Origin of the sequence: Blastococcus sp. PRF04-17, assembly GCF_023016265.1 — a bacterium.
Taxonomy (GTDB): Bacteria; Actinomycetota; Actinomycetes; order Mycobacteriales; family Geodermatophilaceae; genus Blastococcus_B.
The window spans coordinates 4,058,834-4,071,402 of the sequence record NZ_CP095412.1 but is presented as its reverse complement, the minus strand read 5'-3'; the positions used below and the strand labels follow the sequence as shown (position 1 = coordinate 4,071,402).

Genomic DNA, 12,569 nt, shown 5'->3' with positions numbered 1-12,569 from the left:
TCAGACGGCGTGGGTGAAGCCGCCGGGCCGGCCGTTGCGGTCGGCGAGCAGCCCGGCCAACGTCGAGACGGCGATCTCGGCCGGCGCCTTCGAGCCGATGTCCAGGCCGATCGGCCGGTGCACGCGGGCGATGTCGTCGTCCGCGACACCCAGGGCTCTCAGGGCCGCGACGTGCGGGCCCTCGTGCCGCGGGTTTCCCATGACGCCGATCCATCGGACGTCGCGCGCCAGCGCATCCCGAAGGACGTCACCGAGCTCGGCGCGATGGTGATCGGTGACCACCACGTCGGCGTCGTCCAACTCGCCGTCGACCTCCGCGAACCCCGTGATGTCGGCCCCTCGCCCGGGATCCGGGTCGAGAACCTGAACCCGGAAACCGAGTTCGGGCGCCCAACGCCGGAGCACGTCGGCCACCGGGGAGGCGAAGACCGCGACCAGCAGCCGCTCGCTCACGCCGCTCGCTCCGGGCTGTCGCCGTAGGCGTAGGCGGCGTCGACGTACCGGCTGCCCGCGGTGGCACCGGGCGGCGCGATCTCGTCCAGTCGGGCGAGGTCGTCGGCGGAGAGCGCGACGGCCGCCGCACCCACGTTCTCCTCGAGGTAGTGCCGGCGCTTCGTACCCGGGATCGGGACGACGTCCTCGCCCTGGGCCATGACCCACGCGAGTGCCAGCTGCCCGGGCGTCGCCCCCTTCTCGCCCGCCAGCTCCCGCACGGCCTCGACCAGCCGCAGGTTCGTCGCGAACGCCTCGCCGCTGAACCGCGGGTGGCCGCGCCGCCAGTCGTCGGCGCCGAAGTCCTCGGGGCTCGTGATCGCCCCGGTCAGGAAGCCGCGGCCCAGCGGGCTGAACGGCACGATGCCGATGCCGTGCTCGCGCGCCACCCCGAGGACCTCCCCCTCGAGATCACGGGTCCACAGCGACCACTCGCTCTGCAGCGCCGCGATGGGGTGGACGGCGGCGGCGCGGCGGATCGAGGTCGCGCTGGCCTCGGACAACCCGAGGAAGCGCACCTTCCCCTGCTCGACCAGCTCCGCCATGGCGCCCACGGTGTCCTCGATCGGCACCTTCGGGTCGACCCGGTGCTGGTAGTACAGGTCGACGACCTCGACGCCCAGCCTGCGCAGGCTCGCCTCGGCGCAGGCCCGCACGTTCTCGGGACGCCCGTCGATGGTCATGCCGCCCGAGGCGTCATGGGTCAGCGAGAACTTGGTGGCCAGCTGCACCTCGTCGCGGCGCCCGGCGATCGCCTCGCCGACCAGCTCCTCGTTGTGCCCGTCGCCATAGACGTCGGACGTGTCGAGGAAGGTGACGCCCAGGTCGAGGGCCCGGTGGATGGTCGCGATCGACTCCTGCCGGTCGGCGGCGCCGTACATCTGGCTCATGCCCATGCAGCCCAGGCCGAGAGCCGAGACGGTCAGGCCACCACGGCCCAGCGCGCGGGTGCCGACGGGAGAAGTCATGTCCGCATCCTCGCCCGCGCGCTCCCCGGCTCGCCACCGTGCGGCTCTGGTGGAATGGCGGCATGGAGTACGCCGAGAACGTCATCGACCTGGTCGGCAACACCCCGCTGGTACGCCTGACCTCGGTGACCAGGGACCTGGGGCCGGATGCTCCGCTGGTGCTGGCCAAGGTCGAGTACCTCAACCCCGGCGGGTCGGTGAAGGACCGCATCGCCGTGCGGATGGTCGACGCCGCGGAGGCGAGCGGCGCGCTGCAACCCGGCGGCACGATCGTGGAGCCGACCAGCGGCAACACCGGCATCGGGCTCGCCCTGGTCGCCCAGCAGCGCGGGTACAAGTGCATCTTCGTCTGCCCCGACAAGGTGGGGCAGGAGAAGATCAACGTGCTGCGGGCGTACGGCGCCGAGGTCGTCGTCTGCCCCACCGCCGTCGACCCGTCCGACCCGCGCTCGTACTACTCGGTCTCCGACCGGCTGGCCCGCGAGAGCCCGGGCGGCTGGAAGCCCGACCAGTACTCCAACCCGGCCAACCCCCGGTCGCACTACGAGACGACCGGGCCGGAGATCTGGGCCCAGACCGAGGGCCGGATCACCACGTTCGTCACCGGCATGGGCACCGGCGGCACGATCAGCGGCATCGGGCGCTACCTCAAGGAGGTCTCCGGTGGCCGCGTCCGCGTCGTCGGCGCCGACCCGGAGGGCTCGGTCTACTCCGGTGGCACCGGCCGCCCCTACCTCGTCGAGGGCGTCGGCGAGGACTTCTGGCCCGCCACCTACGACCGCGAGATCGCCGACGAGATCCTCCCGGTCTCCGACGGGGACTCCTTCGCCATGACCCGTCGGCTGGCCCGCGAGGAGGGCCTGCTGGTCGGTGGCTCCTGCGGCATGGCAGTGGTCGCCGCGCTGCGCGCCGCCGAGACGCTCACCAAGGACGACGTGGTCGTGGTGCTGCTGCCCGACGGCGGCCGCGGCTACCTGAACAAGATCTTCAGCGACAAATGGATGGCCGACTACGGCTTCCTCGACGTGGCCGCCGGCGAGACCGTCGGCGACGTCCTGCGGGCCAAGTCCGGCGAGACCCCGACGCTGGTGCACACCCACCCGAACGAGACGGTGCGCGACGCCATCGACATCCTCCGCGAGTACGGGGTGAGCCAGTTGCCCGTCGTCCGCGCGGAGCCGCCGGTGACCGCCGGCGAGGTCGTCGGCTCGGTGGACGAGAAGACACTGCTCGACGCGCTGTTCGCCGGCACCGCCAGCCTGTACGACCGGGTGGAGAAGCACATGTCGCCGCCGCTGCCGATCGTCGGATCCGGCGAGGGCGTGAGCGCGGCGGTGCAGGCGCTCGGGGACGCCGACGCGCTCGTCGTCCACGTCGACGGGAAGCCGGCCGGCGTCGTCACCCGGCAGGACGTGCTCGGCCACCTCGCCGGCCGGGCCTCTACGGTCAGGTCATGACCGGTTTCAACACGCGGGCGATCCACGCGGGACAGGAGCCCGACGCCGCGACGGGTGCGGTCATCCCGCCGGTGCACCTGACGACCACGTACAAGCAGGACGGCGTCGGCGGGCTGCGCGGCGGCTACGAGTACAGCCGCAGCGGCAACCCGACCCGCGACGCGCTGCACGAGGCGCTCGCCGCGCTCGAGGAGGGCACCACGGCGCTCGCCTTCGCCTCCGGCCTGGCCGCGGAGGACACCCTGCTGCGCACGGTGTGCCGGGCGGGCGACCACGTCGTCCTCGGCGGTGACGCGTACGGCGGCACGTTCCGGCTGATCTCCCGCGTGCTGTCGGAGTGGGGCCTGGAGTACACCCCCGTGCACCTCGACGACCCGGACGAGGTGCGGGCGGCGATGCGGCCGACGACCCGGGTGATCTGGTGCGAGACGCCGAGCAATCCCCTGCTCAACGTCACCGACATCGAGGCCACCGCCGCCGTCGCCTACGAGCGCGGGGCGCTGCTGGTCGTCGACAACACCTTCGCCTCGCCGTATCTGCAGCGCCCGCTGACGCTCGGCGCCGACGTCGTCGTCCACTCGACGACGAAGTACCTCGGCGGCCACTCCGACGTGGTCGGCGGCGCCCTGGTGACGCGTGATCGGGAGCTGGGCGAGCGCCTGGCCTACAACCACAACGCGATGGGCGCGGTGGCCTCTCCGTTCGACTCGTGGATGGTGCTGCGCAGCCTGAAGACCCTCGGCGTCCGGATGGACCGGCACTGCGCCAACGGCGCGCGGGTCGCCGAGTTCCTGCTCGAGCACCCGGCGGTCGCCTCGGTGCTCTACCCGGGTCTGCCCTCGCACCCGGGTCACGTCATCGCGGCGAAGCAGATGTCCGGCTTCGGGGGGATGGTGTCGTTCCGGCTGAGGGACGGCGAGGACGCGGCGCTCGCGGTGTGCGACCGCGCGCAGCTGTTCACGCTGGCCGAGTCGCTCGGCGGCGTCGAGTCGCTCGTCGAGCATCCCGGCCGCATGACGCACGCCAGCGCCGCCGGCTCGCCGCTGGAGGTGCCAGGGGACCTGGTCCGCCTGTCCGTCGGCATCGAGGACGTCGACGACCTGCTCGCCGACCTCGAGCAGGCCCTTGCCTGATCTCTCGGACGCACATCGGCGAGAAGTCACGACCCCGTATCGGCGACTCCTGGCCGACGTCGAGGCCTCGCTGTATCGCCACGATCCGATCGGCATCGCCGACGCGGAGAACGCGGACGAGTACTCCCACGAGGCCGCCACGATCGTCCCGCGGCTGCGCGACGTCGAGACGGTCGAGGACGTCCAGCGCATCGTGCACGAGGAGTTCGTCCGCTGGTTCAGCGCCGAGGACGCCGGCCCTGTCGACCGCTACCGCGCGATCGCAGAAGAGATCGGGGCGGCCCTCGGGCGCTGACTTCCCCACTTGACCATGATCATTGTGCGGTTATCGACGCATCAGCACCTGTCGATAGGGCGATAAGTGCACGCTCGCGGCGCCTGAGACCTATCGCGGGGCGGTGAGGATGCGCGGACCGTCGTCGGTCACGGCGACGGTGTGCTCGACGTGCGCGGCGCGGCTGCCGTCGGCGCTGCGCAGCGTCCAGCCGTCGGCGTCGACGGTGTAGTCGTCGTCCCCGCCGGCGAGGAACCACGGTTCGATCGCGATCACCAGACCCGGCCGCAGCGGCACGCCCCGGCCGGCGCGGCCCTCGTTGGGCACGGACGGTGCCTCGTGCATCGTGCGGCCCACGCCGTGACCCCCTGATCGGTGTTGATGCCGCACCCGCCGGCCCGGCCGACCGCGCCGATCGCGGCGGAGATGTCACCCACCCGGTTGCCGACGACGGCCGCGGCGATGCCGGCCGCGAGCGCCCGCTCCGTCGTCTCGACCAGGCGGAGGTCCTCGGGGCGCGGAACGCCCACGGGATAGGTCATCGCGGCGTCCCCGACCCAGCCGTCGAGGGTCGCGCCGGCGTCGACGCTGAGCAGGTCGCCGTCCTCGAGCTCGTAGGGCGTCGGGATGCCGTGCAGCGCGACGTCGTTCACCGACAGGCACAGCACGCCCGGGAACGGCGGCGTGGTCGGCAGCGGGGCGTAGCCGAGGAAGGGGGAGGTGGCGCCCGCATCGGCCAGGACGTCACGGGCGATGGAGTCCAGCCGGCTGAGCCGCACGCCGGGCACCGCCGCCGCCTTCACCGCCGCGTGCATGTCCGCGACCACCGCCCCGGCCGCCCGCATCGCGTCGAGCTCGCCGGGTGTCCGCAGTTCGATCACGACCCCGATCCTCGCAGCCCGCCGATCACCGGCGACCCCGGGGAAGGAGATGGCACGCGCTCGGGTTGTCCGGACAGCCGCAGCGAGGAGGATCCCATCGTGAGCACCACCGAGAGCACCCGTGACCCGGCCGCCCTGGAGCAGGAGCGCGCTCGGATCCGCGACGCGCACCTCAGGCCCGCCGGCGAACGGCCGGCGTCGACGGCCCGCGGCCTGCACCACACGGCCCTGATCAGCAGCGACGTCGAGCGGACGGTGCGCTTCTACCAGGACGTGCTGGGCTTCCCGCTGACCGAGCTCATCGAGAACCGCGACTATCCCGGGTCGTCGCACTTCTTCTTCGACATCGGGCACGGCAACCTGCTGGCCTTCTTCGACTTCCCGGGGCTGGACGTCGGCCCCTACGCCGAGGTGCTGGGTGGGCTCCACCACATGGCCATCAGCGTCGACCCCGAGCGCTGGCAGGCGTTGGTCGAGCGCCTCACCGAGGCCGGGGTCGAGCACGAGGTGCACAGCGGCGTCTCGGTCTACTTCCGCGATCCGGACGGCGCCCGCATCGAACTGATCGCCGACCCGCTCGGCGAGATGTACGGCCAGCACGTGCTGTAGCGGCGGCCCGTCGCCTCATGCCACCCGTCGCCTCATGCCACGAGGTCGGCGTACTCCTGGTGCTTGTCGATGTAGCCGCGGACGAACGAGCACTGCGCGACGACGGTGCCGCCCTTGGCCCGCACGTCGTCGAGAGCGCCGCGGACCAGCGTGCTGCCCAGCCCCGAGCGGCCGGAGTCCTGGTCCACCTCGGTGTGGGTGAAGACGACGGTGTCGCCACGCCGCTCGTAGTCGGCGTGGCCGAGCAGCTGCTCGCCCTCGCGGATCTCGTAGCGGCTGGCGTCGGGGGCATCGGTGACAGTGGGCTCCATGCACCGGCCCCTACCCCGGCCGACCGCGAAGGAAAAGGGCCCGGTCACCTCGGTGACCGGGCCCTTCGTCGTAGCGGGGACAGGATTCGAACCTGTGACCTCTGGGTTATGAGCCCAGCGAGCTACCGAGCTGCTCCACCCCGCGTCGGTAGGACCACCATACCTCAGCCCACGCCGGCCCGGTCACGAGGGCCGGTGCGCCGGCCCGACACGCCCGGCAGGTCGCGGGTCAGCTCCGGCAGCAGGAAGAGCAGCGTGCCCACGAGGAAGAGCGCGCTTCCCGCGATCAGCAGCGGTGACCCTCGGAGCACCGCAGCCACCAGGAAGATGCCGCTCCCGATGGCGTAGGCGGTGTAAGCCGCCCGACGCCGCCTCACGAGTGCACCCCCTCCGCGTCGACACGCACCGCACCGTCGGCCACCGGGCTGGGGCGCGCCGGGATGCGTTCCCCGCGGAGGGCCTTCACCAGTGACGCGAGGACCAGCAGCAGCACGATCGCGAACGGGAACGCGGCGATGATCGACGCCGTCTGCAGGCCCATCAGCCCGCCGCTGACCAGCAGGACGGCGGCCGAGGCGGAGATGACCAGCCCCCAGACGACGGTGACCGACCGCGCCGGATCCCGGCCTTCTTCCGTGCTGAGCGACCCGAGGACGAACGTGGCCGAGTCCGCGCTGGTCACGAAGAAGGTGACGATGAGGATCATCGCGCCGACACCGGCGACGACACCGCCCGGCAGCGTGTCGAGCAGTGCGAACAGCTGCGACTCGGTGGCCCGGCCGGCGAGGTCGGCTCCGTCCTGCTGGGCCAGGATGCCGGCTCCTCCGAAGACGGAGAACCAGAGCCCGCTGACCAGCGTGGGCACCCCGAGCACCCCGACGACGAACTCGCGGATGGTCCGGCCCCGGGAGATGCGCGCGATGAACGTCGCGACGAAGGGCGACCAGGAGATCCACCACGCCCAGTAGAAGACCGTCCAGCCGTTGATCCAGGTGGACCGCGCCTCGTCGAACGGGCCGGTCTGCAGGCTCATCGTCGGCAGCTCCGCGAGGTAGCTGCCCAGCGTCGTCGTGAAGGCACCCATGAGGCGTCCGGACGACGCGGTGAAGAGCACGAACGCGAACAGCGAGACGGCCAGCACGACGTTGGCCGTCGACAGCCACTTGATGCCGCGGTCGATGCCGGACAGAGCCGAGACGAAGAACAGGACCGTGACGACGGCGATGATCGCCAGCTGGACGCCGCCGCCGATCGCGATGCCGTCGTCGAGAGCGTTGAGCCCGCCGTTGATCTGCGCAGCTCCCAGGCCCAGGGAGGTGGCCACACCGAAGACCGTGGCGACCACGGCGGCGACGTCCACGGCGGCACCCAGCGGCCCGTCGGCCCGGTCACCGAGCACGGGTCGAAGGGCGCCGCTGATGGTGGCGCGCCATCCCTTGCGGAACCGCGCGTAGGCCAGGGCCAGGGCCAGCACCGCGTAGATGCCCCACGGGTGCAGGCCCCAGTGGAAGAACGAGTAGCGCAGGGCGTCTCGCGCCGCCTGGGTGCTCTCGGGGTCGGCCGTCGCGGGGGCCAGGAAGTGGGAGACCGGCTCGGCGACCCCCCAGAACACCAGGCCGATGCCCATGCCGGCGCTGAAGAGCATGGCGAACCAGGAGAGGGTGCTGTACTCCGGCTGGTCCGTGTCGCGTCCCAGCTTCACGCGGCCCCACCGCGAGCAGGCGAGCACGATCACGCCCACGAGGACCACGGTGGCGGTGACCAGGTAGAACCAGCCGAACCGGTCCACGACGAAGCCCCGCGCCGACTCCGCGGCGGAAGCCAACGAGTCGGAGGAGACCGCTCCCCAGAGGACGAAGGGCAGCACCGCGGCCAGCGAGGCCCAGAAGACGACCGACGTCTTGCGCACGCGTGTATCCACAACCTCGGAAATAGTCGGAGGGCCGCCCGCCTTCTCGATCGGCGGGGGCGCCGGGGCAGCGCCGGAGCTGGCTCGCCCGGCGGCGTTGCGAAAGGTGCAAGGCACCCAGCTCCAGGTGCCTTCCCCGACGTGAGCAGTTCCACGCCTCCGGGCGCCGGGCCGTCGGGGATCGTGGTGACGTGTCCCCACCGAGCCCCACGACGGACGACGCCCCTCTCGCGCTGGACCTGACGCTGCGGGTCGGCGACCTGCTGCTCGCGGGCGGCGCCAGCGCGGCGGAGGTGACCGCGACCTGCATCGCCGTCGCCCGCGCGGGCGGCCTGCACCGCGTCGAGTGCGACATCACCTTCACCTCCATCACGGTGTCCGCCTCCCCGCGGGACGGCACGCCGCCCATCAACGGTCTGCGCCTGGTGCAGCACCGCGAACTCGACTACTCCCGCGTCGCCGCCGTCCACCACGTCGTCACCGAGCTGACGGAGGGACGGATCGACCCAGCCGAGGCCGAACGACGGCTGCTCGCCGTCGCGGCCGGTCGCCATCCGTACCGGAGGGTCGTGATCACGGGTGCGCGGGCGCTGCTCGCCGCCGCGGTGGCGCTCATGCTGGGCGCCGGACCGCTGGTCACGGCGGCGGCCTTCGGTGCCACGGTGCTCATCGACCTTGCCATCGACGCACTGGGACGACGGGGTCTGCCCGCCTTCTTCCAGAACGCCGTGGGCGGCCTGATCGCCACGTCGGTCGCGCTGGGCTTCGTGGCGGCCGGCGTGGGTGTGCGTCCCGCGCTGGTCGTGGCCGGTGGCATCGTCCTGCTGCTCCCCGGTGTCACGCTGGTCGGTGCGGTGCACGACGCGATCACCGGCTTCTACGTCACCGCGGCCGCCCGGGCGTTCGAGACCCTGCTGCTCACCGCCGGCATCGTCAGCGGGATCGCCGTCGCCCTGTCGATCGGCGTCCGGCTCGGCGTCCCCGCGCAGCTCTGGGACACCTCCGGCCGGGGGCTCGCCGACGTCCCCCTGCAGCTGGCCGCCGCCGCCACTGCCTCCGCCGCCTTCGCCGTCGCCAACCACGCGCCCCGTCGCACCATCCCCGCCGTCGCGGTGGCCGGCGCTGCCGGCTGGGGGACCGTCGTCGCCCTCGGCGAGGTACGGGTGTCGACGACCCTCGCGTCGGCCGGCGCGGCCGTCGTCATCGGCGCAGCCAGCTACGCGCTGGCCCGGTGGCAACGCGTTCCGGCGCTGGTCTACATCGCGGCCGGGATCATCCCGCTGCTCCCCGGGCTGACCATCTACCGCGCCGTGCGGCGCCTCTCCGAGGGGGACGCCGTCGGCGGGATCACGCTGCTGGGAACGGCGATGACCGTCGGCCTCGCGCTGGCGGCGGGAACGCTCCTGGGTGAGTACTTCGCGCAGGCCGCCGCCCGCAACAGGTCCTCGGGGGATCACCGCCTGGTGGGTCTCATCCTCTCCACCGCGACGCGGAGGCGGATGCGCAGCCGCCGATCCGCCCCCGCTCCCACGGTGCTGGTGGACAGGACGCAGGAACGGCACGTGTGAGTGCTGTGACAGCCCCGTCACACGGGTCCCAGGGCCGAGCGCGCCTTCCGTTCCCCGTCCGGGGGTCCGCCTAGAGTCCGCAGCGTGGTGGGGGACGAGGCGACGAGCATGTTCGCCGGCCAGCCACAGCCGGTGGAGATCCACCATCGCGGCATCTGGTACTCCGGCGAGCTGATCGGGTGGCGCCACGAGAGCGACGGCAGGGTCTCGGCCCGCGTACGCTGCCGGATCGACCGACTGCGTCACTCCGCCTGGGTCGACCTGGCCCGGCTGCGGCTGCCCGATCCCGCGCACCCGCCGCGCAGGGAGCCCTACCCGGCGCCCCTCCCCCGTGCGGCCGCGAACCCCGCCGAGGCCGACGAGACCCGGCCGCACACCATGCTGGCCGGCCTGGTCACCCGCGCACCGAAGCCGGCGCACGCGACGGTGCCGCCCCCCGCCGTCCCGGGGTACGAGCCGGCGCACGAGCCACCGGTCCAGGAGCCGACCCCGTACGAGTCCTCCCCCTACGGGTGGGCGAGGAGCGACGAGCGGCCGTCGGTCGATCCTGCGGTCGACGACGGGGACTGGCTCGTCGGGCCGCGACGCTCACCGCGCCCTCGGCGCAACGAGCAGTTGCGTCGCCACGAGGCCTATCTCAGCGTCCTCTGACCGGCCGCCGGGTCACCGGCACCGCCCTGCTCGCGACGGGGATCCCCCGCCGCTCGGGGGCCGCCCCGGCGGTTCCTGGAGACGTCTTCGGGTGATGCACCGGCCGGCTGCGCGATGGCAGCAAGGCTGCGCCGACCCCGATTGGCCCCCGGGTTGCGGATACCCCCGGGGGTATGCATGATGGACGGCGTGGACATCCCCCAGAGTGAGCTCGCCGACGTCGTCAAGCGCCTCCGCCGCATCGAGGGCCAGATCGGCGGCATCGTGAAGATGATCGAGGACGGCCGCGACTGCTCGGCCGTGGTCACCCAGCTGGCCGCGGCGTCGAAGGCGCTGAGCAAGGCCGGCTTCGCGGTCATCTCCACCGGCATGCGCTACTGCTCGACCGCCGAGGACGGTGAGACCCGCGAGGTCGACCTGCGCGAGCTCGAGCGCCTCTTCCTGACCCTCGCCTGAACCCCGCCCCACCACCGAGTCTTGGAGCAGTCATGAACCCGGACATCCCCCAGCTCACCCCCGCAGAGGCTGCCGACCGCACCGAGGCCGTCCTGCTCGACGTCCGCGAGACCGCCGAGGTCGCCGCAGGCCGCATCGCCGGCAGCACGCACATCCCGCTGGGTCAGCTCACCGCCCGCGCCTTCGAGCTCGACCGCACCCGCCCGGTCATCACGGTCTGCCGTAGCGGCGGCCGCAGCGCGCAGGCGGCACAGTTCCTCGGCGCCCAGGGCTTCGACGTCGCCAACCTCGCCGGTGGCATGACCGCCTGGACCGCCGACGGCCGGCCGGTCACCACCCGCTGATCCCAGCTCTCCCCCTTTTCGCTCGCATATACCCCTGCCGGGTACCGTACAAGGAGCTCTCATGCAGATCGACATCATCGAGACCACCGGCCTCGGCGACCGCAGCTACCTGATCAGCGCCGGCGGTGCCGGCGTGGTGATCGACCCGCAGCGCGACATCGACCGAGTGCTCGCGCTGGCCGAGAAGCGGACCGTCCGGATCGCGCTCGTGGCCGAGACGCACACCCATAACGACTATGTGTCCGGGGGTTGGAGCTCTCCCGCACCGTCGGCGCGGACTACGCCCTTCCCGCCGGAGACACCGTGGCCTTCGAGCGGACCCCGGTCGCCGACGGCGACGTGCTCGCCGCCGGCCGGATGCGGCTGCGGGTGCTGCACACCCCCGGACACACCCACCACCACGTCAGCTACGTGCTCACCGACGCCGACGGGCAGGTGCAGGCGGTGTTCACCGGCGGCTCGATGCTCTACGGCGCGACCGGCCGCACCGACCTGGTCGGCCCAGAGCACACCCACGACCTCACCCATGCCCAGTACCACTCCGTGCGCCGGCTGGTCGAGGAGCTGCCCGCCGGTACCCCGGTGTTCCCCAGCCACGGCTTCGGCAGCTTCTGCGCGGCCACCCCGACCAGCGGGGAGTCCTCCACCGTCGGCGAGCAGGCGCGGGTGAACCCGGCGCTCACCCAGGACGAGCAGTCGTTCGTCGACCAGCTGATCGCCGGGCTGACCGCGATCCCGACCTGGTACGCGCACATGGGCCCGGCCAACGCCGCCGGCCCCGCGCCGGTGGACCTCTCCATGCCGCGGCCGGTCGACCCCGCCGAGCTCGCCGACCGGCTGGCCGCCGGGGAGTGGGTGCTCGACCTGCGCAGCCGCACCGCGTTCGCCGCGGGGCACCTGCCCGGCGCGCTGAACTTCGAGCTGGCGATCGCCAACTTCGTCACCTACGTCGGCTGGCTCATCCCGTGGGGATCGCCGATCACCCTGATCGGCGAGACGGAGCAGCAGGTCGCCGACGCCCGCCGGGAGCTGGTCCGCATCGGCATCGACCGGCTCGCCGGCGCCGCGATCGGCAGCCCCGAGGCCCTGGCCGCCGGCCGGGAGCTGGCCTCTCACCCGGTCAGCGACTTCACCGGCCTGGCCGTGGCGCTGGTTGCCGACCCCGACCTGACCGTCCTCGACGCCCGACGCGACGACGAGCGCGCCGGCGGCGGGGTCCGCGGCTCGGTGCACATCCCGATCCACGACCTTGCCGACCGCATCGACGACGTTCCCGACGGTGACGTGTGGGTGTACTGCGGCTCGGGCTACCGCGCCTCCATCGCCGCCTCACTGCTCGCCCGCGCCGGCCGCCGGCCGGTGTTGGTCGACGGCGGCTATGGCGACCCCGACACCGGTGCGGCCGCCGCCGGCCTGCACACCCAGCCCGCCACCGTCTGACCCTGCCCAGCCACCGGCGGGCCACCGGGCGCCTTCGCCCCGTTGGCCGCCGACACCTGGCTGCCCACACCACGTG

16 protein-coding genes and 1 tRNA gene are annotated in these 12,569 nt (G+C 72.8%); 9 read left to right on the top strand and 8 right to left on the bottom strand.

All coding sequences use genetic code 11. The features are described 5' to 3' along the window. Together MVA48_RS20690 and MVA48_RS20685 are read right to left on the bottom strand one after the other, a co-directional pair. A complete protein-coding gene (locus tag MVA48_RS20690) occupies positions 1 to 453 on the bottom strand; it encodes an XdhC family protein (RefSeq protein WP_246983061.1) in 453 nt (150 codons plus the stop codon). Next, entirely contained in the window at positions 450 to 1,460 is a 1,011-nt protein-coding gene (locus MVA48_RS20685) for an aldo/keto reductase (protein WP_246983058.1), read from the bottom strand. Before MVA48_RS20685 ends, MVA48_RS20690 begins: the two co-directional genes overlap by 4 nt. A 62-nt stretch (positions 1,461 to 1,522) precedes the next feature. On the opposite strand from MVA48_RS20685, the gene MVA48_RS20680 reads away from it, so the two are divergent. The 3 genes from MVA48_RS20680 to MVA48_RS20670 are packed head-to-tail and all read left to right on the top strand — an operon-like array spanning position 1,523 to position 4,345. After that, positions 1,523 to 2,917: a cystathionine beta-synthase gene (locus MVA48_RS20680; protein WP_246983053.1), complete on the top strand. Its 1,395-nt coding sequence runs from the start codon at positions 1,523 to 1,525 to the stop codon at positions 2,915 to 2,917. Further along, a complete protein-coding gene (locus MVA48_RS20675; protein WP_246983051.1) occupies positions 2,914 to 4,050 on the top strand; it encodes a cystathionine gamma-synthase in 1,137 nt (378 codons plus the stop codon). Before MVA48_RS20680 ends, MVA48_RS20675 begins: the two co-directional genes overlap by 4 nt. Continuing rightward, the gene (locus tag MVA48_RS20670) at positions 4,043 to 4,345 is read left to right on the top strand and encodes a hypothetical protein (RefSeq protein ID WP_246983050.1); all 303 of its coding nucleotides are present in this window, start codon (positions 4,043 to 4,045) and stop codon (positions 4,343 to 4,345) included. The genes MVA48_RS20675 and MVA48_RS20670 overlap by 8 nt, the downstream gene beginning before the upstream one ends. Positions 4,346 to 4,435: 90 nt before the next feature. Here MVA48_RS20670 and MVA48_RS23630 read toward each other — a convergent pair whose 3' ends face one another. Together MVA48_RS23630 and MVA48_RS20665 are read right to left on the bottom strand one after the other, a co-directional pair. Then, a complete protein-coding gene (locus MVA48_RS23630) occupies positions 4,436 to 4,669 on the bottom strand; it encodes a M24 family metallopeptidase (RefSeq protein ID WP_256461101.1) in 234 nt (77 codons plus the stop codon). After that, positions 4,597 to 5,205: a M24 family metallopeptidase gene (locus MVA48_RS20665; protein ID WP_256461100.1), complete on the bottom strand. Its 609-nt coding sequence runs from the start codon at positions 5,203 to 5,205 to the stop codon at positions 4,597 to 4,599. The genes MVA48_RS23630 and MVA48_RS20665 overlap by 73 nt, the downstream gene beginning before the upstream one ends. A 99-nt stretch (positions 5,206 to 5,304) precedes the next feature. Between MVA48_RS20665 and MVA48_RS20660 the strand changes: the two genes are divergently transcribed. Continuing rightward, on the top strand, positions 5,305 to 5,814 hold the full coding sequence (locus MVA48_RS20660; protein ID WP_246983047.1) for a VOC family protein: 510 nt from the start codon (positions 5,305 to 5,307) through the stop codon (positions 5,812 to 5,814). 32 nt (positions 5,815 to 5,846) lie between these two features. On the opposite strand, the gene MVA48_RS20655 is transcribed toward MVA48_RS20660, so the two are convergent. From MVA48_RS20655 to MVA48_RS20640, 4 genes are all read right to left on the bottom strand, one after another. Next, on the bottom strand, positions 5,847 to 6,125 hold the full coding sequence (locus tag MVA48_RS20655; protein WP_246983045.1) for a GNAT family N-acetyltransferase: 279 nt from the start codon (positions 6,123 to 6,125) through the stop codon (positions 5,847 to 5,849). Between the two features lie 71 nt (positions 6,126 to 6,196). Next, a tRNA-Met gene (locus MVA48_RS20650) sits at positions 6,197 to 6,270 on the bottom strand. A 19-nt stretch (positions 6,271 to 6,289) separates the two neighbouring features. Then, positions 6,290 to 6,502, bottom strand: coding sequence for a hypothetical protein (locus MVA48_RS20645; protein ID WP_246983042.1), 213 nt, complete (start codon positions 6,500 to 6,502; stop codon positions 6,290 to 6,292). Beyond that, positions 6,499 to 8,034: a BCCT family transporter gene (locus MVA48_RS20640; RefSeq protein ID WP_246983041.1), complete on the bottom strand. Its 1,536-nt coding sequence runs from the start codon at positions 8,032 to 8,034 to the stop codon at positions 6,499 to 6,501. The genes MVA48_RS20645 and MVA48_RS20640 overlap by 4 nt, the downstream gene beginning before the upstream one ends. A gap of 191 nt (positions 8,035 to 8,225) precedes the next feature. Between MVA48_RS20640 and MVA48_RS20635 the strand changes: the two genes are divergently transcribed. From MVA48_RS20635 to MVA48_RS20615, 5 genes are all read left to right on the top strand, one after another. Then, positions 8,226 to 9,602, top strand: a complete 1,377-nt coding sequence (locus tag MVA48_RS20635) for a threonine/serine ThrE exporter family protein (RefSeq protein WP_246983040.1) — start codon at positions 8,226 to 8,228, stop codon at positions 9,600 to 9,602. An 84-nt stretch (positions 9,603 to 9,686) separates the two neighbouring features. Further along, on the top strand, positions 9,687 to 10,253 hold the full coding sequence (locus MVA48_RS20630) for a hypothetical protein (protein WP_246983038.1): 567 nt from the start codon (positions 9,687 to 9,689) through the stop codon (positions 10,251 to 10,253). Positions 10,254 to 10,442: 189 nt separating this feature from the next. Further along, the gene (locus MVA48_RS20625; protein WP_246983036.1) at positions 10,443 to 10,709 is read left to right on the top strand and encodes a metal-sensitive transcriptional regulator; all 267 of its coding nucleotides are present in this window, start codon (positions 10,443 to 10,445) and stop codon (positions 10,707 to 10,709) included. A gap of 32 nt (positions 10,710 to 10,741) precedes the next feature. Beyond that, complete coding sequence (locus tag MVA48_RS20620) at positions 10,742 to 11,053, top strand: rhodanese-like domain-containing protein (RefSeq protein WP_246983033.1); 312 nt, start codon at positions 10,742 to 10,744, stop codon at positions 11,051 to 11,053. Positions 11,054 to 11,302: 249 nt separating this feature from the next. Beyond that, entirely contained in the window at positions 11,303 to 12,493 is a 1,191-nt protein-coding gene (locus MVA48_RS20615) for a rhodanese-like domain-containing protein (protein ID WP_246983031.1), read from the top strand. Positions 12,494 to 12,569: the final 76 nt, after the last annotated feature.

Excerpts from the sequence above, each read along its gene's own strand:
- MVA48_RS20685 (WP_246983058.1), bottom strand. The coding sequence starts at position 1,460 with ATGACTTCTCCCGTCGGCACCCGCGCGCTGGGCCGTGGTGGCCTGACC.
- MVA48_RS20620 (WP_246983033.1), top strand. The coding sequence starts at position 10,742 with ATGAACCCGGACATCCCCCAGCTCACCCCCGCAGAGGCTGCCGACCGC.
- MVA48_RS20680 (WP_246983053.1), top strand. The coding sequence starts at position 1,523 with ATGGAGTACGCCGAGAACGTCATCGACCTGGTCGGCAACACCCCGCTG.
- MVA48_RS20675 (WP_246983051.1), top strand. The coding sequence starts at position 2,914 with ATGACCGGTTTCAACACGCGGGCGATCCACGCGGGACAGGAGCCCGAC.
- MVA48_RS20655 (WP_246983045.1), bottom strand. The coding sequence starts at position 6,125 with ATGGAGCCCACTGTCACCGATGCCCCCGACGCCAGCCGCTACGAGATC.
- MVA48_RS23630 (WP_256461101.1), bottom strand. The coding sequence starts at position 4,669 with ATGCACGAGGCACCGTCCGTGCCCAACGAGGGCCGCGCCGGCCGGGGC.